The sequence below is a fragment of the Allobosea sp. 67-29 genome, from assembly GCF_001898115.1.
Lineage (GTDB): Bacteria > Pseudomonadota > Alphaproteobacteria > Rhizobiales > Beijerinckiaceae > Allobosea.
The window spans coordinates 57,850-80,285 of the sequence record NZ_MKSQ01000005.1 but is presented as its reverse complement, the minus strand read 5'-3'; the positions used below and the strand labels follow the sequence as shown (position 1 = coordinate 80,285).

The window sequence follows — 22,436 nt, the reverse complement described above, 5'->3', positions numbered from 1 at the left end:
CCTCGCTGTTGCGTTGCAGCACGAGATAGTGAATCGGCATTCTGGAATAAATACACTATCTGCTCATTCATTGTTCACGTATGGAAACAATCCGAGGCCATATGGACCAGCTTGCCGCAATGCGGGCCTTCGTGCGGGTCGTGGAGACCGGGACCTTCACGCGCGCCGCCGATCTCCTGGACATGCCGAAGCCGACAGTGACCAAGCTGATCCAGCAGCTTGAAGCCCATCTGCGCGCCAAGCTGCTGAACCGGACGACGCGGCGCGTGACCGTGACCATGGACGGCGCGGCCTATTACGAGCGGGCGCTGCGCCTGCTCGACGAGCTCTCGGAACTCGATGCGAGCCTGACACTGGCGCAGGCGCGGCCGAGCGGGCGGCTGCGCGTCGATTGCAGCTCGTCGCTCGCGGTCTCGGTGATCATCCCGGCGCTGCACGAGTTCCAGGCGCGCTATCCCGACATCCAGCTCGATCTCGGTTTGAGCGACCGGCCGGCCGACCTGATCGGCGAGAATCTGGACTGCGCCGTACGGGCCGGCGAGATCGTCGACCAGAGCCTGATCGCGCGGCGAATCGGCGAGATGCAATTGATCACCTGCGCGACGCCGGACTATCTCGCGCGCTTCGGCACGCCGATGCATCCGCGCGATATCGAGAACGGGCACCAGATCGTCGCCTATCGGCCGGCGCTCGGCGGGCGAGTCCTCCCGATGGTCTACCAGAACCGCACGGAGACGATCGAGGTCAGCGGCCGCTACACGATCGCGCTCAATGACGGCATGGGCTATCTCGCGGCCGGGCTCGCCAGCCACGGCATCATGCAATTGCCGACTTTCATGGCCCGCGTGCCGATCGCGGATGGGCGGCTCGTGCCGCTGCTGCTGGACTGGTGCGCGGCGCCGAAGCCGCTGCATATCGTCTATCCGCCGAACCGCCATCTCAGCAACAAGGTGCGCGTCTTCGTCGACTGGCTGGCGGAGCTGTTCGCGCGGGACGAATTCGTCCTGTCGCGCGGCGCCGGCTTCCCGGCCGGCTGCAAGCCGGGGCTTTTTCCAGCGATGCCTGCGCCGATCCCGCCGAACGCCGCTCAGCTCGCTTCGGGCACCGGCGCGTAGACGCGACGCGTGTGAAATCGAGCCTCGAATCTGCATGAAGCGAGTCGGCCTAGCGAGCGCCACGGCGAGGCCCGTCTATATTTCGAGATGATCTCTGCAGAGAGAGACAGAACGCTATGTTTCCCATACGGGTGGTGACCTGCTCGCGGCCTGCGTCACCGCGGCGCTTCCGGTGCCTCGGGATCGGCGCTATCGTGCCGGAATGATCGAGACCGAGCACCCATCCGGCGCCGAGGACGCCCGGCCCAGCCGGGCCGGCCTCCTGCTGCTCGGCGGGGGAGCCTTCGGCCTGCTGCTCGCCGGGATGCTGCTGTGGTGGCGCGAGGGCAGCCGGCTGTTCACCGACGGTCTGATCGCCACCATCGTCGCCTGCTTCTAGCGGCCGCCGACCTCTTGCCGGGATCACCTCCTTGAACCGCCGCCTCATCCTGCCCCTGGTCGTCTTCCTCGTCGGCGCGCTGGCGCTCGCGACAGCGGCGATCATCACCTTCGCGCCCGGCAACCGGACGACCAGCAGCGGCACGGCCAGCGTCGGCGGCCCGTTCACCCTGACGACGCAGGACGGCAAGCCGCTTTCTGACACCGATCTGCGCGGCTCGCCCTTCCTGGTCTTCTTCGGCTTCACCCACTGCCCGGACATCTGCCCGACCAAGCTGTTCGAGATTTCCGAAGTGCTGCGCGCCGCCGGCGACAACCCCAAGGCCAAGTCCCTGAAGGCGTTGTTCATCACCGTCGATCCCGAACGCGATACGCCCGAGGTGATGAAGAGCTATCTCGGATCCTTCGATCCGCGCATCGTCGGGCTGTCGGGTGACCGGCCCGCGATCGACGCCACGATCAAGGCCTATCGCGCCTATGCCAAGAAGGTCCCGCTGAAGGACGGCGACTACACGATGGACCACACCGCCCTGGTCTATCTGATGGACAAGGACGGCAGCTTCATCGGCGCCTTCAATATCGAGCAGGCGCCGGCGCAGGCGGCGGCCGAGTGGCTGCGGCATTCGTAGCGGCGTCGCCGACATCGGGCGATAGCCGCCTGCGCGACAGCCCGTGCTCGGTCTTGTTCCAGGCGAAGCGCCGGGCGAAATACTCGTAAAGGGCCATCCAGGCCGCGATCGAGACCAGGCCGTAATAGAGCGGCAGCAGCGGCAGGAGCAGCAGCAGGCCCGGATCGCGCCGCCGCAGCGCGCCGATCGCCGGCGGCAGGAACAGCGCCAGCGTGCCGAACAGCCAGACCGCCAGGGCAAAGGCCGCTGTCAGCGTCACCAATGTGCTGGGTGGCGCGAACAGGGAACCCTCCCAGTAGGCGAAGACGGTCGCGACCGCGAAGATCGGATAGCCGAGCGCCGTGACGATGGTGCCGACTGCCAGCGAAGCGAAGGCGAAGGTCGCGGCGAAGCCGGCCTCCCGCAGCAGGGTCAGCGGAGCCCGCGCATGGGTCACCGCCGTCTGCATGTAGCCCTTGATCCAGCGCGCGCGCTGCCTGAGCCAGGCCCTGACCGTGAGCGGCGCTTCCTCGCGCGTGTCGGAGGGCAGGTCGCCCATGCGATAGCCCGCCCGGACAAGGCGGACAGCTAGATCGGCATCCTCGGTGACGTTCCAAGCGTCCCAGCCGCCGATGGCCCGGAGCGCCTCGGTGCGGAAGTGGTTGGAGGTCCCGCCGAGCAGGATCGGCAGGCCGGCCCGCAGCAATCCGGGATTGAGCACCTCGAACAGCCCGGCATATTCGAGCGCGAACAGGGCCGGCAGCAGTCCTTCCTCGGCATGGTCGATCACCAGCCGCGCCTGAAGGCAGGCGAGATCGCCCGGTGCGCGGTGAAAGCGGGCGGCGGCCAGGCGCAGCTGCTGCGGATCGGGAATGTCCTCGGCGTCGAAGATCGTGAAGAGCGTGCCGCGTGCTTCGAGCAGGGCGAGGTTGAGCGCTCGCGGCTTGGTCCGGGGCGAGCCGGGCGGAACGATGGTCACGGCGATGTGGGCGGGCAGGGGCAGACGGGCAAGCTCGGCCTGCATGCCGAGATCGTCGGCCTCGACCAGGAGCCTGATGTCGAGCTTCGCGGGTGGATAATCCAGCCCCGACAGGGCCCGGAGCATCTGCCGCAGCACCGCCTCCTCCCGGTACATCGGCACCGCGACGGTGTAGACCGGCAGCCGGCTGTCATCGAGGCGCCAGCGCTGGCTCTGCCAGAGATCGGGCGTGGCGCGTTCGATCGCCGCCGCCAGCCGTAGCAGGATGAGGCCGAGGAAGAGCGGCCCCAGCATCAGGGCGAGCGCAAAGAAGGTCTGGAGCGGCGCCAGGATGCCGCCAAGCGTCGCGGCGGCCAGGCCGATGCCGGTGGCGACGACCTGGCCGCGGCTCGCGCCGGTGCGGGCGCTGTCGCGTGCCAGACCGGGCTCGTCGAGGCCCGCGGCATGGCGGGCCAGTTCCTGGGCATTGGCCTGGCGCAAACCCTGCGCGAACAGCCGCGGCGTGGTGACCGCGATATCGTCATGCCTCCGTGGCCCGGCCGCCAGCATGCGGCGCAGGGCGGCCCCCTCCGGCGCGAGCAGGAAGCGGAACCGCCGTGCCGCCCCGCCGGAAGCCGGGGCGACGCCGCCGCGCAGGATCGCCTCATGCCGTCCGCCGGCCATCAGAGCGACGGGTTCGGCATGGAAGGGCAGACCGAGCTCGGCGGCCAGCGCGCGATAGTAGCGCTCCTGATCGATCAGCCCGAGCGCGAACGCCTCGCGAACCGGGTCGGTACCGTAGCGCCCGGCGCGCCGCGCCGCCAAAGCGAGACCGTCCGGCGCGACGCCGTGGCGGGCGAGGAAGGCGACCTCCCTCGGCAGCGCGACGAGCCCGTCGTCTCGTCGGGCATCGACTTCCCGACCGTCGCCCCCCACCGGCCCGGCCTCCCCAGACGCAACCCGTGCCGGGCGTCCAGCACACCCGGTAACCTATGGTTGCGCTTCCGGCCGGATGAGTCGAGTCGCGCGGCCGTTCGACTTTCGAACGGCAAACGCCATGCCGCAGCGGTAGAGGCGGGTCAGCTTCAGCGCGCCGCCAGGATCTCGGCGACCTGCGGGATATCCTTGTCGCCGCGGCCGGAGAGATTGACCACCATCAGATGATCCTGCGGCTTTTGCGGAGCGAGCTCGGCGACACGGGCCAGCGCATGCGCGCTTTCCAGTGCCGGGATGATGCCCTCCAGCCGGGAGATCAGCTGAAAGGCCTCCAGCGCCTCCTCGTCGGTGGCCGAGAGGTATTTCACCCGGCCGATATCGTGCAGCCAGGAATGCTCCGGGCCGATGCCGGGGTAGTCCAGCCCGGCCGAGATCGAATGGGCGTCCTTGATCTGCCCGTCATCGTCCATCAGCAGGAAGGTGCGGTTGCCGTGCAGGACGCCCGGGCGCCCACCGGTGAGCGAGGCCGCATGCAGGCCGCTCGGAATGCCGTGGCCGGCCGCTTCGACGCCGTAGATCTCGACGCTGGGATCGTCGAGGAAGGGGTGGAACAGGCCCATCGCATTCGAGCCGCCGCCGATGCAGGCAATCAGCGAGTCGGGGAGACGGCCTTCGGCCTCCTGCATCTGCTCGCGCGTCTCCTTGCCGATGATCGACTGGAAATCGCGCACCATCGCCGGATAGGGATGCGGGCCCGCGACCGTGCCGATGCAGTAGAAGGTCGTCGCGACATTGGTCACCCAGTCGCGCAGCGCCTCGTTCATCGCGTCCTTCAGCGTCTTGGTGCCGGATTCGACCGGCACGACGGTGGCGCCGAGCATCTGCATACGGAAGACGTTGGGCGCCTGCCGGGCGACGTCGACCGCGCCCATGTAGACGATGCATTCCAGCCCGTAGCGGGCGCAGAGAGTCGCGGTCGCGACGCCGTGCTGTCCCGCGCCGGTCTCGGCGATGATGCGCTTCTTGCCCATGCGTCGGGCCAGCAGAATCTGGCCGAGCACGTTGTTCACCTTGTGGGAGCCGGTGTGGTTCAGCTCCTCGCGCTTCAGGTAGATCTTGGCGCCGCCGAAATGGTCCGTCAGGCGCTCGGCGAGATACAGCGGCGAAGGCCGGCCGACATAATGCTTCAGCCCGCTGGTCATTTCGGCGTGATAGGCGGGATCGGCCTTGGCAGCGTTATAGGCCGCTTCCAGCTCCAGGATCAGCGGCATCAGCGTCTCGGCGACGAAGCGGCCACCGAACAGCCCGAAGCGGCCGTTCTCGTCCGGGCCGTTGCGGTAGCTGTTCGGTGTGGAGGGGGCGTTCATGCGCTCAAACCTTCTTGCATCTGCGCGGCTGCCTTGCGGGCCGCCGTGATGAATTCCGCGATCCGGGCGGGATCCTTGACCCCCGGAGCGCTTTCGACCCCGGATGATACGTCGATACCGGCCGGCCGGGTCACCCGGATCGCCTCCGCGACATTGGCGGGATCGAGCCCGCCCGATAGCATGAAGGGAAAGCCGGGGTCGAGATCGGCGAGCAGCGACCAGTCGAAGGGCCGGCCGTGGCCACCGGGATAGGCCGCATCCTTCGGCGGCTTGGCATCGAGCAGAAGCCGGTCGGCGGCGTCGCGATAGGCGGCGGCGGCGGCAAGATCCGCAGCCCCGGCGATGCCGAGCGCCTTGATCACCGGGAGGCCCGCGGCCCGGCGCAGCGCCGCCGTCTGCTCCGGCGTCTCCCGGCCATGCAACTGCAGCCAGTCCGGCCTCAGGGCCTGCGCAAGCTCGGCCGCGCGCCGCTCGTCCCAATCCACGACCAGCGCGACGATCTCGCTGCGGCCCCGCGCGATGGCGGCCAGCTCGACCGCGCGCTCCAGCGTGACGTAGCGCGGGCTCTTCGGGTGAAAATTGAGCCCGATCATATCGGCGCCGGCCGACAGCGCCGCCTCCAGAGTCTCGGGCGTCGACAGGCCGCAGATCTTGATCGTGAGATTGGGATCGTTCATCGGGCAGGCTTTAGCACAGAGTTTCGGCCTGCGCAGGCCGCCGCCAGCATGCCACACTTGCGACATGCTGCCGAAGGAAGCCATGCTGCGGAAGGGCGAAGACGAAGGGGCACGGCAAGTTTCGCGATGCAGCGGGGCGTTCTGACCATTACGGCGGCGCTGCTGGCCCTCCTCGGCATCAGCGCCACGGGTTTCTATCTCTACAGCCAGCCGCGTACGCTGCGCCTCGCCGTGGGACCTCTCGGCTCGGAGGATGCGCGGATGGCCGCGGCTTTCGTCCAGGGGCTCAGCCGCGACAAGGCCGATGTCCGCATCCGCCTCATCCTGACCGAAGGCGCCGAGGACAGCGCCAGGAAGATCGATGCCGGGCAGGCCGAGCTCGCCCTGCTCAGGGCCGATATCGCGATGCCCTCGACGGCCGATACCGTGCTGATCACGCGCCGGAGCTACCCGTTCTTCATCACCGCGAAGGACACCGCCATCACCCGGATCGCCGATCTGCGCGGGCGCAAGGTGGGCGTCGCGCGCAATCCATCCGGCAATATCACGCTGCTGAGCCGGGTGCTGGCGCAGTACGAAGTGCGCCCGGAGGAGATCGAGATCGTCGGCCTGACGCAGGACGAGATCGTGACCGCCGCGAAAGAGAAGCGCATCGACGCCTTCTTCTCGATCAATGCCGTGGGCTCGCACACCAACAATGACGGACTGCGCCGGCTGCGCTCGGCCTGGGGCGAGAATCCGGTGCTGATCCCCATCCGCGAGGCAGACGCGCTCGCAGCGCATTATCGCGCGATCGAAACCGGCGAGATCGTGCGAGGCGCCTTGGGCGGCGACCCGCCGCGACCATCAGAAAGCCTGCAGACGATCTCGATCACCTCCCGCCTCGTCGCCGCGCAGAGCCTCGACGACACGCTGGTCGGCAACCTGACCAAGGATATCCTGGCCCTGAGGCTGACGCTCGCCGCGGAGCTGCCGGCGATCCAGGCACTGGAGACGCCCGCTACCGACAAGGACGCACCGCTGCCGGTGCACTCCGGCGCCGCGGCCTATATCGACGGCGAGCAGGAGAGCTTCTTCGACCGCTACGGCGACTGGTTCTACATCGGCGCCATGGTGCTCTCCGCGCTCGGCACGGGCGGCGCGGCTGTCCTCGGGCGAGAGGGCGCGAACCGGCGGCGGCGGGCCATGGCCGGCCTCGACGAGCTGCTCGAACTGCTCTCCGTCATCCGCTCCTGCGAGGACGAGACCGAACTGACCCGGCTCGGCCGCGATGCGGACCTGATCCTCAGCCGCGTCCTCGCCGACTACGCAAAGGGCGACCTCGATGCCGCCGCGCTCGCCGCCTACCGCCTCGCCATCGACCAGGTCGGGCGTGCGGTCGCCGAGCGGCAGCGCGCGCTGGCGGAAGGCTGAGCGCATTCACCTTTCCGCGCCAGCCGTGGTTGCCGAAAAGCCCGCCAACGTTTATGTGCAGCGCAACGAATTCCAGATCCACGTGAAACGGGCTGCGCCGGCAGGGCTTCGAACCTGGCCGGCTCGTGGCCTTGAAAGCAAGGCCCTCAACGCATGTCCATGCGCAACATCGCCATCATCGCGCACGTCGACCACGGCAAGACGACCCTCGTCGACAAGCTCCTGCAGCAGTCCGGCGCCTTCCGCGAGAACCAGCGCGTCGCCGAGCGCGTGATGGATTCGAACGATCTCGAAAAGGAGCGCGGCATCACCATCCTGGCCAAGGCGACCTCGGTCGTCTGGAAGGACACCCGCATCAACATCGTCGACACCCCCGGCCACGCCGATTTCGGCGGCGAGGTCGAGCGCATCCTGAACATGGTCGATTCCGCCATCGTGCTGGTCGACGCGGCCGAAGGCCCGATGCCGCAGACCAAGTTCGTGGTCTCCAAGGCGCTGAAGCTCGGCCTGAAGCCGATCGTCGCGATCAACAAGGTCGACAAGCCCGACGCCCGCACCACCGAAGTCATCAACGAGGTCTTCGACCTCTTCGCCGCGCTCGACGCTACCGACGAACAGCTCGATTTCCCGATCCTCTACGGTTCGGGCAAGCAGGGCTGGATGGCCGATTCGCCGGAAGGCCCGCAGGACCAGGGCCTGGCGCCGATGTACGACCTCATCCTCAAGCACGTGCCGGAGCCGACCGTCGAGGACGGTCCGTTCCGCATGATCGGCACGCTGCTGGAGGCCAACCCCTATCTCGGCCGCATCATCACCGGCCGCGTCACCTCCGGCACCGCCAAGCCGAACCAGACGATCAAGGTGCTCTCCGGCGACGGCTCGACCGTCGAGACCGGCCGCATCTCGAAGATCCTCGCCTTCCGCGGCATCGAGCGCCAGCCGATCGAGGAAGCCGTCGCGGGCGATATCGTCTCGATCGCCGGCCTGGTGAAGGGCACCGTCGCCGACACCTTCTGCGACCCCTCCGTCACCGAGGCGATCAAGGCCCAGCCGATCGACCCGCCGACCGTCTCGATGACCTTCTCGGTCAACGACTCCCCGCTCGCGGGCACCGAGGGCGACAAGGTCACGACCCGCGTCATCCGCGACCGCCTGCTCAAGGAGGCCGAGGGCAATGTCGCGCTCAAGGTCGAGGAAGCGCCGGACAAGGACAGCTACATCGTCTCCGGCCGCGGCGAACTCCAGCTCGCGATCCTGATCGAGACGATGCGTCGCGAGGGCTTCGAGCTCGGCGTCTCGCGCCCGCGCGTCGTCTTCACCCGCAACGAGGCCGGCCAGCTGCTCGAGCCGATCGAAGAGGTCATGATCGACGTCGACGAGGAGCATTCCGGCGTCGTCGTGCAGAAGATGAGCGAGCGCAAGGCCGACATGCTGGAGATGCGCCCCTCCGGCGGCAACCGCCAGCGCCTGATCTTCCACGCCCCGACCCGCGGCCTGATCGGCTATCAGGGCGAGCTGCTGACCGATACCCGCGGCACCGCGATCATGAACCGCGTCTTCCACGAGTACATGCCCTACAAGGGCGAGATCGCCGGCCGCCGCAACGGCGTGCTGATCGCGATGGAGACCGGCGAGGCCGTGGCCTATGCGTTGTGGAACCTCGAGGATCGCGGTCCGATGATGATCGAGCCGGGCTGGAAGGTCTATCAGGGCATGATCGTCGGCGAGCACACCCGCGAGAACGATCTCGAGGTGAACGTGCTCAAAGGCAAGAAGCTCACCAATATCCGCACCACCTCGAAGGACGAGGCGGTGCGCCTGACCCCGCCGATCCGGATGACGCTGGAGCGTTCGCTGGCCTGGATCGACGACGACGAGCTGGTCGAGGTCACGCCGAAGTCGATCCGCCTGCGCAAGGGCATTCTGGACCCGAACGAGCGCAAGCGCGCCCAGAAGCAGAAGGCCGAAGTGGCCTGATATGCGATGCCCGGGCGCGAGCCCGGGCATTCTTCTTTCGGGCCTGCGCGCAGCGCAGCCCGCGGATGACGCGCCGGGCGATTGTCCTTGCGCCCGTGCTCTGGTCCTCTGCCCGCCTCTGGGTCATCGCGCCTCCGACCGGACGCGATCACGATGATCCACCACAGCGTCGGTGCATCGGATTTTTCCGAAGGGTGGAGCCCACCTTTCGATCCGACGCGTTAAGGGGAAGGATCACAGCCATGCAGTTCCGCAATCTCGGCCGCTCGGGCCTGCGCGTCTCGCTCGTCGGCCTCGGCTGCAACAATTTCGGCGGCCGCATCGACCTCGACGCCACGCGCAAGGTCGTCGACGCCGCCATCGAGCACGGCATCACGCTGTTCGACACCGCCGACATCTATGGCGAGAAGGGCGGCTCGGAGACCACGCTCGGCCAGGTGCTGGGTGCGCGCCGCAAGGACATCGTGCTCGCCTCCAAGTTCGGCATGAAGATGTTCCATGGCGGCGAGGGCGGCTCGCGCCGCTACATCATGAGCGCCGTCGAGGAATCGCTGCAGCGCCTCCAGACCGACTGGATCGATCTCTACCAGTTCCACAAGCCCGACCCGCTGACGCCGATCGACGAGACGCTGCGGGCGATGGAAGACCTCGTGACCCAGGGCAAGGTCCGCTATATCGGCTGCTCGAACATGGTCGCCTGGCAGGTCGCCGACGCGCAATGGACCGCGCGTGACCGCGGCCTTTCGGGCTTCGCCTCGGCGCAGGACGAGTACAGCCTGCTGAAGCGCGGCGCCGAGCAGGACCTGATCCCGGCGATCGCCCATTACGGCATGGGCCTGCTGCCCTATTTCCCGCTCGCCAACGGCGCGCTCACCGGCAAGTACAAGCGCGGGGCGGCGATGCCGGAGGGCGCGCGTCTGACCAAGCTGCCCGAGCGCGCCGGCCAGATCTTCAGCGAGGACAACTGGCGCAAGATCGAGGGGCTGACCGCCTTCGCCGAGCAGCGCGGCCACAGCCTGGTGGAGCTTGCGTTCTCGTGGCTCGCGGCGCAGCCGGTGGTGTCGAGCGTCATCGCCGGCGCGACCAAGCCCGAGCAGATCGCCGCCAACGTCAAGGCCGCCGACTGGGCCCTGACGGCGGAGGACCTCGCCGAGATCGACCGGATCACCGGCGCCGCCTGAGCGGTTGCGGAACCGCGCCGACACCGGCGATGTTGTGCAGCTGTCGAGGGGGGAGCCGCATTGACACGTCTGCGCTGGGTGCTGAGGCAGCTTTCCGAACGCCTCTGGGTGAGGGCGGCTCTGTTCGCCCTCCTCGGCATCGCGAGCGCCCTTGCCTCGATCGTCGCCGCGCCGCTGGTGCCGGAGGGCGTTTCGGCACGGATCGGCGCGGATGCGGTGGACAAGGTGCTCGGCATCCTTGCCTCGTCGATGCTGACGGTGGCGATCTTCTCGCTCTCGACGATGGTCTCGGCCTATGGCGCGGCCGCCAATTCCGCGACGCCGCGCGCAACCTATCTGCTGCAGGCCGATACGGGCGCACAGAACGCGCTGGCGACCTTCATCGGGGCATTCCTGTTCAGCCTCGTCGGCATCATCGCGCTCAGCACCGGACTTTACGGATCGAGCGGCCGGCTGCTGCTCTTCATCGTGACCCTGCTGGTCGTCGCGGTGGTGGTCGCAACCTTCGTCGGCTGGATCGACTCGCTGTCGCGGCTGGGCCGGATGAACGAGACGATCGACCGGGTCGCGGCGGCGGCGGCGGACGCTCTCGACGACTATGCCGCCTCCCAGACGATGGGCGCGCTGCCGGCCCGTACCCCGCCGGCCGGCGCCCGCGCGATCGTGGCCGACCGGACCGGCTATGTGCAGCATGTCGACGTCGCGGCGCTGGCCGGGCTGTGCGAGGACGGCGGCGAGATCGACGTGGCCCGCCTTCCCGGCGCCTTCGTCGGCATCGGCGAGACGCTCGCCCATGCCAGTGCCTTCGACGAGGACGGGGCGGAGCGTATCCGGGACGCCTTCATCATCGGCGATCGCCGCTCCTTCAGCCAGGATCCGCGCTTCGGGCTGATCGTTCTCTCCGAGATCGCCTCGCGGGCGCTGTCGCCGGCGGTCAACGATCCGGGCACGGCGATCGACGTGCTGGCGACGCTGGCCCGGCTGCTGACGCGGCCCGCCCCCGAGGAGGCGCCGGAGCCGCTCGCAAACGTGCATGTCCCGGTTCTCGCCCCGCGCTCCCTGATCGAGGACTGCATCGTGCCGATCGCGCGCGACGGCGCGGGCATGATCGAGGTCGCCCTGCGCCTGCAGCGCACGCTCGCGACCATCGCGACCAATCCGCGCTTCGCCGAGGCGGCGCACGAACTGGCCAAGGACAGCCGCGACAGGGCGCTCGCGGCCCTGCCCCATGAGATCGACCGGCAAAGGCTGCTGGCGGCCACGGCCGGGCGCGGCCGATAGCGCCTCAAAGGAAGGTCGCGATCTCCTCCAGCGGCTTCTTGCCGATGGCGGGCACGCGGCAATCCTCCTTGGGATACCCGACGACGAGCAGGATCAGCGCCTTTTCGTTGTCCGGCCTTCCGCAGATCTGGTTGAGGAAATTCATCGGCGCCGGCGTGTGCGTCAGCGTCGCCAACCCGGCATCGTGCAGGGCCGCGATCAGGAAGCCGGTGGCGATGCCGACCGATTCCGGCACGTAATAGTGCTTCACCTTGTTGCCCTGCGCGTCATAGCCCCAGCGCTGGGCGAAGATCGCAATCAGCCAGGGCGCGGTCTCGAGAAAGGGCTTGTTCGCGTCCGTGCCGAGATGGGCAAGCGCGCCGAGCCATTCCTCGCCGGCGCGGCCGGCATAGAAGGCGCGCTCCTCCTCCTCGGCGCCCTCGCGGATGAGCTTCTTGCGCTCCGGGTCGGAGATGCAGACGAAACTCCAGGGCTGCTGGTTGGCGCCCGACGGCGCCGTGCCGGCGACGCGCACCGCAGCCTCGATCAGCGCGCGCGGCACCGGCCTGTCGGAATAGTCGCGCACGGTGCGGCGGCCGCGCATGCGGGCGAGGAACGCCTCGGCACGCGACTGCATCTGCGCCTCCGGAACGCCCTCGAAGACGAGGGGCATGGTGACATGGGGATTCACGGCGTTTCGCTCCTGACGTGTTTTGGTGAGCTTGCTGCGAATCGGCAGGCTGATGCAATGGACCGGCCGCGCCGGCCCGCTTATGGTCCGCGCCATGAGCGACAAAGCCAATACCGCGCCCGCCCTGAAGCCCGGCGACCACCTCTTCCTGGTCGACGGCTCGAACTTCATCTTCCGGGCCTATTTCCAGTCGATCAACCAGGACCGGAAATACAATGCCCGCTCGGACGGGCTGCCTTCCGGCGCGGTCCGGCTCTTCGCAACGAAGCTCTTCCAGTTCGTGCGCGAGGGCGTGCTCGGCGTCCGGCCGACCCATCTCGCCATCGTCTTCGACAAGTCGGAGAACTCCTTCCGCAAGGCGATCTACCCGGCCTACAAGGGCAACCGCTCCGAGCCGCCGGCCGACCTCATCCCGCAATTCCCGCTGATGCGCGAGGCGGTGCGCGCCTTCGGCCTGATCCCGGTCGAGCAGGACGTCTACGAGGCCGACGACCTGATCGCGACCTATGCGAAACAGGCGCGCGCGGCCGGCGCCGACGTGCTGATCGTCTCCGCCGACAAGGACCTGATGCAGCTCGTGCAGCCCGGCGTCGCGATGTACGATCCGGCCTCCGGCGACCAGAAGAAGGGGGCGGGCTTCCGGGCCGAGCGCCGCATCGGGGAGCCCGAGGTCGTCGAGTATTTCGGCGTGACGCCGGACAAGGTGACCCATGTCCAGGCGCTGGCCGGCGACGCCACCGACAACGTGCCCGGCGCACCGGGCATCGGCATCAAGACGGCGGCGCAGCTCATCGGCGAGTACGGCGACCTCGAAACCCTGCTGGCGCGGGCCGGCGAGATCAAGCAGCCGAAGCGCCGGGAGACGCTGACCAATCCCGAGGTGATCGAGAAGGTCCGCATCTCGCACAAGCTCGTCACGCTGGTCGACGACGTCGCGGTCGAGACGCCGCTGGAGAACCTGACGCTGGCGCAGCCGGACCCGGCGAAGCTGATCGCCTTCCTCAAGGCGATGGAGTTCACCACCATCACCAAGCGCGTCGCCGAGGCTTATGAGGCCGATGTCGGCGCCGTCGATGCCGATCCCGCGCTGGCGCCGGGCGGCACGCGGGCGGCGGAGCTCAAGGCGCTCTATGCCGGTGCCGACGCCCTCGAGGATGCGGTGTCCGATGCGACGCCGGCCACGCCCTCCCCCTCCGCCACCCTTCCCGAGGCGACAGGCGGCGAGGCGGGCTGGATGAGGCCGGGCGATCTCGCGGCCGCGCGCCGGAACCAGGCGCTGGCCGCCAAGGTCGATCGCTCGCAATACGAATGCGTGCGCACGCTTGCCGATCTCGAACGCTGGATCGGCTGGGCCTACGAGGCCGGCCATGTCGCCGTCGATACCGAGACCAATTCGCTCGATGCGATGCAGGCCGACCTCATCGGCCTCTCGCTCGCGGTCGCGCCGGGACGGGCGTGCTATGTGCCGCTCCAGCATCGCGCCGGCGACGGCGGCCTCTTCGACGAGGGCCTGCTGCCGGACCAGATTCCACTGGCCCAGGCCGTTGCCGCCCTGAAGCCGCTGCTCGCCGATGGCGGCGTGCTCAAGATCGGCCAGAACCTGAAATACGACCTGCTGGTGCTGCAGCGCCACGGGCTCGCCGTGTCCGGGATCGAGGACACGATGCTGATCTCCTACGCGCTCGATGCCGGCACCAACAGCCACGGCATGGACAAGCTCTCGGAGCTGCATCTCGGCCACGAGACGATCCCCTATGCGCAGGTCGCCGGCAGCGGCAAATCGCAGATCACCTTCGACAAGGTGCCGCTCGACAAGGCGACCGACTATGCCGCCGAGGACGCCGACGTCACGCTGCGCCTCTGGCTCGCGCTGAAGCCGCGCCTCGCCGCCGAGAAGAAGACCGCCGTCTACGAGGTGCTGGAGCGGCCGATGGTCGCCGTGCTCGCCGATATGGAGAAGCGCGGCATCGCCATCGACCGGCAGATCCTTTCCCGCCTCTCCGGCGATTTCGCCCAAGGATTGGCCCGGCTGGAGGACGAGATCTACGAGCTGGCCGGCGAGAAGTTCACCATCGGCAGCCCCAAGCAGCTCGGCGACATCCTGTTCGGCAAGATGGGGCTCAGCGGCGCCAAGAAGACCGCGACCGGCCAATGGGCGACCGGAGCAGGCGTGCTCGAAGAGCTCGCCGAACAGGGCCACGCGCTGCCCTCGAAGATCCTGGAATGGCGCCAGCTCGCCAAGCTGAAGTCGACCTATACCGATTCACTGCCGGGCTATGTGAACCCCGGGACGAACCGGGTTCACACCTCCTACGCGCTGGCGGCGACGACGACGGGCCGGCTCTCCTCCTCCGAGCCGAACCTGCAGAACATCCCGATCCGCACCGAAGCCGGCCGCAAGATCCGCACCGCCTTCGTCCCGGAAAAAGGCTACAAGCTGGTCTCGGCCGATTACAGCCAGATCGAACTGCGCCTGCTCGCCCATATCGCCGAGATCCCGCAGCTCCGGCAGGCCTTCGCCGATGGCATCGACATCCATGCGATGACGGCGTCCGAAATGTTCGGCGTGCCGGTCCAGGGCATGCCGAGCGAGGTGCGCCGCCGCGCCAAGGCGATCAATTTCGGCATCATCTACGGCATCTCGGCCTTCGGCCTCGCCAACCAGCTCGGCATCGGGCGGGAGGAAGCGAGCGCCTATATCCGGAAGTATTTCGAGCGCTTCCCCGGCATTCGCGACTACATGGACCAGACCAAGACGCATGTGCGCGCCCATGGCCAGGTCACCACGATCTTCGGCCGCGTCTGCCATTTCCCGGCCGTCGCCTCGAAGAATCCGTCGGAACGCGCCTTCGTCGAGCGCCAGGCGATCAACGCCCCGATCCAGGGGTCGGCCGCCGACATCATCCGCCGGGCGATGATCCGCATGGACGCGGCGCTCGCGGCCGAGCGGCTCAATGCGCGGATGCTGCTGCAGGTCCATGACGAGCTGGTCTTCGAGGTTCCGGAGCAGGAGGTCGAGAAGACGCTGCCTGTGATCGAAAGGGTGATGGTCGAGGCACCGCACCCGGCCGTACAGCTCAGGGTGCCGCTCGCCGTCGAGGCCCGCGCCGCCGGAAACTGGGACGAGGCGCACTGAAGCGGGCAACCCGAGCCGGGGCTGCCATGCCCGCGGGAACAGAAGCGGGGGCGCCGGCGTTCTGCGCTTGAAGGAGGCTCGCATGCAGCGGGCCTCTTGCGGCGACCGGCCAGTCCGGACACCATCGCGGCGTACGGCATCGAGCGACAGGGGAAGCGAGCGTCATGGCAAGCACGACATCGTCAAAACGTCAGGCAGCCGCCACGGCCAAGCGGGCCAAGGCCGAGATCGAAGCCGGCGCCGAGGATGTCGCGGCGGAGGCGCGCCGGGCCGCCAGCCGGGCAAAGCGCCAGGCCGGCGCGCTCGAGGAGACCTTGACCCGCAGCGCCGAGGACATCGCCGCGACCGTCGGCGACCGTCTGCGCTCGGTCGGCGTCGATCCGGATCGGATGGTCGATGTCGCCAAGGAGCAGGCGACGGAACTGCAGAAGCTGATCGAGGACGAAATCCGCGAACGCCCGCTGCGGGCGCTGGGGCTGGCTGCCGCCGTCGGGCTGTTCGTCGGCTTCCTTTCGGCACGCTAGCCCATGCTCGGGGGGCTTGGATCCTACATCGCTTCGGAAGTTTCCGGATCGGTAAGACGCAACGCCACGGTAACCGGCCTGTTCGCGCTCGCGGCGCTGCTGCTGGTCTGCGCCTGCGGCTACGCGCTCGACGCGCTGCATATCGTCCTGGCGGAGCGCTATGGCGCCACCGCGGCGAGCCTGTGGATCGCCGGCGGATTGGCGGTCACGGCTGTCCTGGCGCTCTGCATCGCCCTTTACGTGAAGAACCGACCGCGCCCGCCCCGCCCGGTCGCGGCGACGGCGGCGCTGGCAGCGGCACCGCTCGCGGCGAAGGTCCTGACCTCGCGAACCGGCTGGCGGATCGTCGCGCTCGCCGGGATCGGCGTCATCGGGACGATCCTCGGCCGGCAGATCTTCGCGGGAACGAGCGAGGGCGAGGACACGGACGAGGCCTGACTTGCTTGCCGGCCGGAGTGGACGCAGACCGTCTTTTTACATAGGGATGCGGCCCCGCGTCCTGTAACAGGTAGGCATGCTAGCACTGGCGAGGCCCCGCAACCGCGCTCTCCTTCCTGCGCTTCCCCGGCTGCGCGCGCGGCTGCGCTCGGCTACGATCACGATCATCGCCATCGGTGTCGTCGCCGTCGCCGTCGTTCTGGCCGCCTGGATCAATCTGCAGGCGCGCCGCGCGGCGGACCGCGTCTCGCATGCGATCGAGATCCGGGAGCGGTCGGAGCGCTTCCTCGGGCAGATCCGCGATGCCGAGACCGGGCAGCGCGGCTTTCTGCTGACCGGCCAGGCCGCCTATCTCGAGCCCTTTACCGAGGGCAGCGCAGCGGCGGGGCCGGAACTCGACATCCTGGCGGCCCTCGTCGATGCCGATCCGGCCCAGAAGCAACGCGCCACGGCGTTGCGCGAAACGATGCGCCTGAAGCTCGCGGAGCTGAACGGCACGATCGAACTCGCCCGCAACGGCCGCCGGGACGAAGCCATCGCCATCGTCCGGGACGGCCCGGGCATCGCGACGATGGACAGGCTCCGCGAGCTCGTCGCAGAGATCCAGCAGACGGAGAACATCCATCTGCGCTCGCTCTACCGCAGCGAGGAGCGGCGGCGCCTCTTGGCGAGCACGGGAATCGTCGTCGCTCTGGCCGGTCTCGCCTTCGCAGCCTGGCACGTGCTGCGCCGGCGCCAACGCCGCAGCGCAGAACTCGCGCTCAGCAATGCCGAGCTGGAACAGATCGTCGGCGAGCGCACCCGCGAGCTGGAGGGCGAGCGGCTGCGCATCGAAGCCCTGCTGCGCGACGTCAACCATCGCGTCGGCAACAACCTCGCCATGGTCTCCGCCCTGCTGAACGTCCAGGCGCGGCAGACGCGCGAACCCGCGGTGAAGGCGGCGCTGGCCCAGGCCCAGTCCCGCATCCAGGCCATTGCCGCCGGGCAGCGCCGGCTGCGGCTCGACATCGAGACGGACGCGATCGATGCGCGGCCCTATATGGAGGATCTTCTGGCCGAGATCGGCAAATCCGCCGAAGGCCGGCCGATCTCGATCGATCTCGACACGGACTCGATCCGGCTGCCCGGCCGCGACGCGGTCTCCTACGTCGTCATCATCAACGAGCTCGTCACCAATGCGATCAAGCATGCCTTCCCCGACGGCATGGCGGGAAGGATCACGATCCGCCTCGCGCGCGCGGACCAGGATGGCGAACAGGCGCTGTCTCTGTCGGTCGAGGATGACGGCGTCGGCATGCCGGAAGAGGCGCAGAACAAGGGCCTCGGCCAGACCGTGATCGCCAGCCTGCTGCGCAGCATGCGGGCGACGATGACGGTGCGCGCGCTGCACCCCGGCGACGACCGCCCGGGCACCTGCATCACCATCATCTTCCCGAAAAGAGAAAGCGCCTGAGCGTTCGGCGGGGCCGCCTCACCGATCGACGATCCGCGGCGTCGCGATGCTTCAGGCGACGGATTCGTCGACCGGGCCCCCGATCGCGCTGGTGACGAAAGCGGCGACCTCGCGCGTGGAGAACGGTTTGCGCAGGAAACGGGCCTGACGCAGCGGCTTGGGCACCTCATGCGGCGCGGAACCGGAAACGAAGGCAAAGGGGATGCCGGTCTTCAGCAGCGTATCCGCCACCTCGAAGGTCTTGCCGTCGATCACATCGATGTCGAGCAGCGCGCAGGAAAGCTGGCCGGCGGCGGCGCGGCGCGCCTGGGCCACCGACTCCACGACGATCAGCTCGACGCCTTCACCAAGCTGCTCGGCGACGGCGGATTCGATGTCCATGGCGATGAACGGGTCATCTTCGACGATCAGTACGCGGATATCAGCCATCGAACGGCTTTCTCACTCACTTCAACCTGTCATCCCCAACGTAACAGGCCTGCCGATGTTCCTGCTCTCCGCCACGACGGCGGCAAGTTACATCCCGTTTGATTCAATTTTGCCGGAACGAGGTTAGCAAACCGTAATCGTCTGCCGTGGTTCAGCGACGACGTCCGGGGGCCTTCAGCGTGAGCTCGAACTGAGTGACGCCGACCGCGACGTTGAAGCCTCGGGGGGTCTGCGTCAGCCTTGGCCGCAGCGTGACCTTGCCGTCATCGCCGCCGACGAGCGCCGCCCCTGCCGCCGCGCCTCCCGCCGGGGATGTCGCATAGCGGCCGCTGAGCACACCAAGCGGCGCGCGCGCGTAGGGCCCGTAGACATGCCAGGCCATCATCGTTCCGCGGATCGAGCCGAGATCAAGCCCGTATTGCCGGATGACGCCTGTATAATGCTGTGTCGGACCTCGCCTGGGCCTGAAGCGACAGTCCAGCGGCCGCTGGGACTTGATCGCGGGGCCCAGGCCTGAGCCGATCGAGCAGGACAGCCGGCCCGTCGGCGGGCCGGACTGCGCCTGCGCCTGCGCCGAAGCCGCGAAAAGGCTGGCCAGCATGGCCACTGCGCCCAGGCACAACCGGGACTGTCGAATGCTCATCTTGGATCGCTCCCAGAAGCTGGCCGGACGAAACGCCTCAGGATGCCCACAGTTCCGGCATAATGGAACCACCAGCATGATGTTGCGTTGCAGCTTCATCTTGGCATGGGAATGTCGATGTCCGTTAGTCGCCTGCGGGGAAAAACCCCAGCAATCGCCACTCCCGACGACGGGCTGTGCCGGCCCGTGCCGCCATTCTGGGAACTCGAAGACCTGATCGCGGCCGGAGTCGAATCGTGCCTGGCCCTGCAGATCATGGCCGCGCGACGCACCGGCCCGACGCTGGTCGGTCCGGCTGCGCAGAGGCGAGAGCACGCCTTTCAGCGCGCGTCGTGAGACGACATCGCCCGGCTACTGACAAAACCGCGAGGCAGGCGAGCGGCGCTCCTCGATATCGACATGCAGATGATTGGCATGGGCCGCGTCTGCGCCCGGACCCAAAGCGGTCCTGAAGGCGCCGCAGGCCGATTGCCGAATCGCCGTCAGGAATCTGCTTTCGGTCAGCCCCGCCGGCTTCTCCACCGAAACCTGCATCGCGTCTCCGCCTGCGCCCGCTGCAAAGGCAAAGATGTCCAGCGCCTTTCCGGTGGCGTGCTCGCTGACCGGCCCGGTGGAGGCGCGATTGCGCCGCCGGCATTCATGGCCGCCGCCGACGCGCAGGGCCGTGAGATCCTTTCGAAAATATCCCTGGGCCAGCGGCTGGACACTGCCGGCCAACCATGCAGCGACCGCCTGGGCCATCGCGCAGGCGAGCGTCACCGGAGGTTCGAAGGCAACAATGCGCGCGCCCCCGGAGGCCGGGAAGCTCAGCGCCTTCAGGACGACGGGCTCGCTCACCCGGCACGTCGGGTCACCTTGCGTGAGCCGCTCATCGCCCGGCGCGACATCATTGCCCGGTATGGCCTGCAGCAAGGCGAGACATGATCGCCCGTCAGGTTCGGTTACGGCGCGCAGATCGGGCGCTGCCGCGTCGCCAGCGGGCGGCGACGTGGGTTTCGGAAGGGCCTGCTCGGCGGTTCCTCGCGGAGCCAAGGCGTCAGGCCGCGGCGGCGGAAGCTGCCGAAGCGTGGTGTTCTCCCGCCTTTCCGGTTGGGCCGCGACCGAAGCCGCCAAAAACGGCAGCGCCGCGCAGGCCGCCAGCAAGGCGTGTGCAGGCAACCGGCCCTGCCGGCTCAGCCATCCAAGGCCGAAGCGCCGGCCACCGCGATGCTCGTCAGCGCCGCCAGCAGCAGCGAGACAACCTCGCCCGTGAAGGCCCCCGGCTGAACCACTCCCGAATACAGCGCCGCTCCGGCCGAGACGGCGCCGGCGGTCGCCGTCAAGAACATCGTCGCCATGCTCCACACCCTCCCCAACTGAACGCAAACCAGACATCAGACGGCGAACGCCGCATCGCGATTTCTTGTTCCGCGGCGGTCGGCGGAAAGAAGCCCGTCCCGCATCGGGTCGGGCCGTGTCGCGGACGGCGCCTATGCGGCCTTCCGCCCGGCCCGGCGGTCGAAGAACAACGCCTGGCTGATCGCGGCCTTGACCGCCTCGGGCTGGAACGGCTTGGTGATGAGGAAGGCCGGCTCTGGCCTGTCCCCCGTGAGCAGCCGCTCGGGATAGGCGGTGATGAAGATCACCGGCACGTCGATCGAGGTCAGGATCTCGTTGACGGCATCGAGACCCGAGCTGCCATCGGCGAGCTGGATGTCGGCAAGGACGAGGCCGGGCCGCTTCTTGCCGACAAGGGCGATCGCCTCGCGCTGGGTGCGGGCGACGCCCGTGACGCTGTGACCGAGCTCCTCGACCATGGTTTCGATGTCGAGCGCGATGATCGGCTCGTCCTCGATGATCAGGACGTCGGTCGCGACCTGCTCGGCAATCTCCTGACCGGCCGTCTGCACGAGAGCGGCGGCGTCGGCGGGAGAAGCCTGCATGATCGCGGCGACCTCGTCGATCGAGAAGCCCTCGACGGTGCGCAGAAGGAACGCCTGGCGCGGCCGCGGGGTCAGCGCCTCGAGATTGCGCTCGGCGGGCGAGCGGCCCAGTTCGACCACCGGCTCGCTCGTGTCCAGCCCGGTCGAGGACCACAGCTTCAGGAAGACGCGATAGAGCCCGATGCGCGGATCGACGTCGCGCGGGAATCCGGAGGGATCCGCGACGAGCGCTTCCAGCATCGCGACGACATGGGCGTCGCCGCTCGCCTGCGTGCCGCTGAGCGCGCGGGCGAAGCGGCGCAGATACGGAAGGTAAGGTGCAATTTCCTTGGCAATCGACATCAATGTGTCCTTTTTATCGTGTGCGGATAATGGCTTAGGCGCTGCAAGAGACAAGCGATTTATTTTTGCCGGAGGCGGGAACCTTTCCGCAGGGTCCCGGTTCTTAAGGCGTATTGGTGTCGCCATTGCCATCCGGGATAGGCTCCGCCAAGACGGACTTCTGGATCCGGGACCTGCTGCAAAAACAGGCCTGGTTTTGGCGCGAGGGCTGAAATGACAAATCTGGACGCGATGATGCCTGATCCCGGAGGCGACAATGACGACTTCGACATGGTGCTCGACCCAAAGGTGCAGGAATCGATCGGCCGCTCGCTGAAGGCGCATTACGACGACATCGTGAATGCCCCCGTGCCCGACAAGTTTCTTGTGCTGCTGGCGCAGCTGGAAGCGACGGAACAGCGCGCAGCCGGAGCGTCGTCCGATGAGCGCGAATGACGATTTCAAGGACGGCCTGATCCGGGAGATCCCGAATCTGCGGGCATTCGCCGCCTCGCTGTCGGGCTCGATGCAGCTTGCCGACGATCTTGTTCAGGACACACTGCTGAAGGCCTGGGGCAATTCGGACAAGTTCGAGCCCGGTACGAGCCTGCGTGCCTGGCTCTTCACCATCCTGCGCAACACCTATTATTCGCTCTACCGCAAGCGCGGGCGCGAGGTGCAGGACAGCGAAGGCACTTATGCCGAGCGCATGGCCACGCAAGGGAACCAGGAAAGCCATCTCGACCTCGCCGACTTCCGCAAAGCCTTGGCAAAGCTGCCGGAAGAGCAGCGCGAGGTGCTGATCATGGTCGGCGCCACCGGGCTCTCCTACGAGGAAGCGGCCGAAATCTGCGGCGTCGCGATCGGAACCATCAAGAGCCGCGTCAACCGGGCGCGGACGAAGCTTGCCGAACTCCTCTCCATAGGCAGCGCGGACGATCTCGGTCCGGACCGGACCAGTTCCGCTGCGATGCAAAGGGCAGGTTCCGAAACCGTCGGGTTCTGAATG

Annotated in this window: 23 protein-coding genes; 14 read left to right on the top strand and 9 right to left on the bottom strand. The window is 68.0% G+C overall.

Annotated features, from left to right (window positions below; genetic code table 11):
* Positions 1-101: 101 nt before the first annotated feature.
* The 3 genes from BGO20_RS00915 to BGO20_RS00905 all read left to right on the top strand — a co-directional run bounded on the left by BGO20_RS00915 (position 102) and on the right by BGO20_RS00905 (position 2,122).
* On the top strand, positions 102-1,115 hold the full coding sequence (locus tag BGO20_RS00915; protein WP_291662749.1) for a LysR family transcriptional regulator: 1,014 nt from the start codon (positions 102-104) through the stop codon (positions 1,113-1,115).
* Between the two features lie 172 nt (positions 1,116-1,287).
* Complete coding sequence (locus tag BGO20_RS00910; protein WP_298922746.1) at positions 1,288-1,494, top strand: hypothetical protein; 207 nt, start codon at positions 1,288-1,290, stop codon at positions 1,492-1,494.
* Between the two features lie 31 nt (positions 1,495-1,525).
* Positions 1,526-2,122: an SCO family protein gene (locus BGO20_RS00905; RefSeq protein ID WP_291662745.1), complete on the top strand. Its 597-nt coding sequence runs from the start codon at positions 1,526-1,528 to the stop codon at positions 2,120-2,122.
* On the opposite strand, the gene BGO20_RS00900 is transcribed toward BGO20_RS00905, so the two are convergent.
* From BGO20_RS00900 to BGO20_RS00890, 3 genes are all read right to left on the bottom strand, one after another.
* Positions 2,067-3,995, bottom strand: a complete 1,929-nt coding sequence (locus BGO20_RS00900; protein WP_291662743.1) for a glycosyltransferase family 2 protein — start codon at positions 3,993-3,995, stop codon at positions 2,067-2,069. The genes BGO20_RS00905 and BGO20_RS00900 overlap by 56 nt on opposite strands.
* Positions 3,996-4,144: 149 nt before the next feature.
* Entirely contained in the window at positions 4,145-5,362 is a 1,218-nt protein-coding gene (gene trpB, locus BGO20_RS00895) for a tryptophan synthase subunit beta (protein ID WP_291662741.1), read from the bottom strand.
* Positions 5,359-6,039, bottom strand: coding sequence for a phosphoribosylanthranilate isomerase (locus tag BGO20_RS00890; protein WP_291662739.1), 681 nt, complete (start codon positions 6,037-6,039; stop codon positions 5,359-5,361). Before BGO20_RS00890 ends, trpB begins: the two co-directional genes overlap by 4 nt.
* Before the next feature lie 126 nt (positions 6,040-6,165).
* On the opposite strand from BGO20_RS00890, the gene BGO20_RS00885 reads away from it, so the two are divergent.
* The 4 genes from BGO20_RS00885 (at position 6,166) to BGO20_RS00870 (ending at position 11,891) form a co-directional block, all read left to right on the top strand.
* Entirely contained in the window at positions 6,166-7,452 is a 1,287-nt protein-coding gene (locus BGO20_RS00885) for a TAXI family TRAP transporter solute-binding subunit (RefSeq protein ID WP_291662738.1), read from the top strand.
* A gap of 153 nt (positions 7,453-7,605) precedes the next feature.
* Entirely contained in the window at positions 7,606-9,429 is a 1,824-nt protein-coding gene (typA, locus tag BGO20_RS00880; protein ID WP_291662736.1) for a translational GTPase TypA, read from the top strand.
* Between the two features lie 242 nt (positions 9,430-9,671).
* Positions 9,672-10,610, top strand: coding sequence for an aldo/keto reductase (locus tag BGO20_RS00875; protein WP_291662735.1), 939 nt, complete (start codon positions 9,672-9,674; stop codon positions 10,608-10,610).
* Between the two features lie 60 nt (positions 10,611-10,670).
* Complete coding sequence (locus BGO20_RS00870; RefSeq protein ID WP_291662733.1) at positions 10,671-11,891, top strand: DUF2254 domain-containing protein; 1,221 nt, start codon at positions 10,671-10,673, stop codon at positions 11,889-11,891.
* A 4-nt stretch (positions 11,892-11,895) separates the two neighbouring features.
* On the opposite strand, the gene BGO20_RS00865 is transcribed toward BGO20_RS00870, so the two are convergent.
* The gene (locus BGO20_RS00865) at positions 11,896-12,561 is read right to left on the bottom strand and encodes a nitroreductase family protein (RefSeq protein WP_465245979.1); all 666 of its coding nucleotides are present in this window, start codon (positions 12,559-12,561) and stop codon (positions 11,896-11,898) included.
* Between the two features lie 94 nt (positions 12,562-12,655).
* On the opposite strand from BGO20_RS00865, the gene polA reads away from it, so the two are divergent.
* From polA to BGO20_RS00845, 4 genes are all read left to right on the top strand, one after another.
* Positions 12,656-15,697 (top strand): DNA polymerase I, encoded by a 3,042-nt coding sequence (polA, locus tag BGO20_RS00860; RefSeq protein ID WP_291662732.1) that lies wholly within the window; start codon positions 12,656-12,658, stop codon positions 15,695-15,697.
* A 164-nt stretch (positions 15,698-15,861) separates the two neighbouring features.
* Positions 15,862-16,221, top strand: coding sequence for a DUF883 C-terminal domain-containing protein (locus BGO20_RS00855; RefSeq protein ID WP_291662731.1), 360 nt, complete (start codon positions 15,862-15,864; stop codon positions 16,219-16,221).
* Positions 16,222-16,224: 3 nt separating this feature from the next.
* A complete protein-coding gene (locus BGO20_RS00850) occupies positions 16,225-16,659 on the top strand; it encodes a hypothetical protein (protein ID WP_291662730.1) in 435 nt (144 codons plus the stop codon).
* A 76-nt stretch (positions 16,660-16,735) separates the two neighbouring features.
* Positions 16,736-18,112: a sensor histidine kinase gene (locus BGO20_RS00845; RefSeq protein ID WP_291662728.1), complete on the top strand. Its 1,377-nt coding sequence runs from the start codon at positions 16,736-16,738 to the stop codon at positions 18,110-18,112.
* Between the two features lie 51 nt (positions 18,113-18,163).
* On the opposite strand, the gene BGO20_RS00840 is transcribed toward BGO20_RS00845, so the two are convergent.
* Entirely contained in the window at positions 18,164-18,541 is a 378-nt protein-coding gene (locus BGO20_RS00840) for a response regulator (RefSeq protein ID WP_291662727.1), read from the bottom strand.
* Between the two features lie 151 nt (positions 18,542-18,692).
* The gene (locus BGO20_RS00835; RefSeq protein ID WP_299856306.1) at positions 18,693-19,184 is read right to left on the bottom strand and encodes a DUF992 domain-containing protein; all 492 of its coding nucleotides are present in this window, start codon (positions 19,182-19,184) and stop codon (positions 18,693-18,695) included.
* A gap of 87 nt (positions 19,185-19,271) precedes the next feature.
* On the opposite strand from BGO20_RS00835, the gene BGO20_RS00830 reads away from it, so the two are divergent.
* On the top strand, positions 19,272-19,520 hold the full coding sequence (locus tag BGO20_RS00830) for a hypothetical protein (protein WP_291662723.1): 249 nt from the start codon (positions 19,272-19,274) through the stop codon (positions 19,518-19,520).
* Positions 19,521-19,535: 15 nt separating this feature from the next.
* On the opposite strand, the gene BGO20_RS00825 is transcribed toward BGO20_RS00830, so the two are convergent.
* From BGO20_RS00825 to BGO20_RS00815, 3 genes are all read right to left on the bottom strand, one after another.
* Positions 19,536-20,342, bottom strand: a complete 807-nt coding sequence (locus tag BGO20_RS00825; RefSeq protein WP_291662722.1) for an extensin-like domain-containing protein — start codon at positions 20,340-20,342, stop codon at positions 19,536-19,538.
* A gap of 14 nt (positions 20,343-20,356) precedes the next feature.
* Positions 20,357-20,521, bottom strand: a complete 165-nt coding sequence (locus BGO20_RS00820; RefSeq protein ID WP_291662720.1) for a hypothetical protein — start codon at positions 20,519-20,521, stop codon at positions 20,357-20,359.
* 132 nt (positions 20,522-20,653) lie between these two features.
* Entirely contained in the window at positions 20,654-21,448 is a 795-nt protein-coding gene (locus BGO20_RS00815) for a response regulator (RefSeq protein WP_291662719.1), read from the bottom strand.
* Positions 21,449-21,661: 213 nt separating this feature from the next.
* Between BGO20_RS00815 and BGO20_RS00810 the strand changes: the two genes are divergently transcribed.
* Positions 21,662-21,883, top strand: coding sequence for a NepR family anti-sigma factor (locus tag BGO20_RS00810; RefSeq protein ID WP_291662717.1), 222 nt, complete (start codon positions 21,662-21,664; stop codon positions 21,881-21,883).
* A complete protein-coding gene (locus BGO20_RS00805) occupies positions 21,870-22,433 on the top strand; it encodes a sigma-70 family RNA polymerase sigma factor (RefSeq protein ID WP_291662715.1) in 564 nt (187 codons plus the stop codon). Before BGO20_RS00810 ends, BGO20_RS00805 begins: the two co-directional genes overlap by 14 nt.
* Positions 22,434-22,436: the final 3 nt, after the last annotated feature.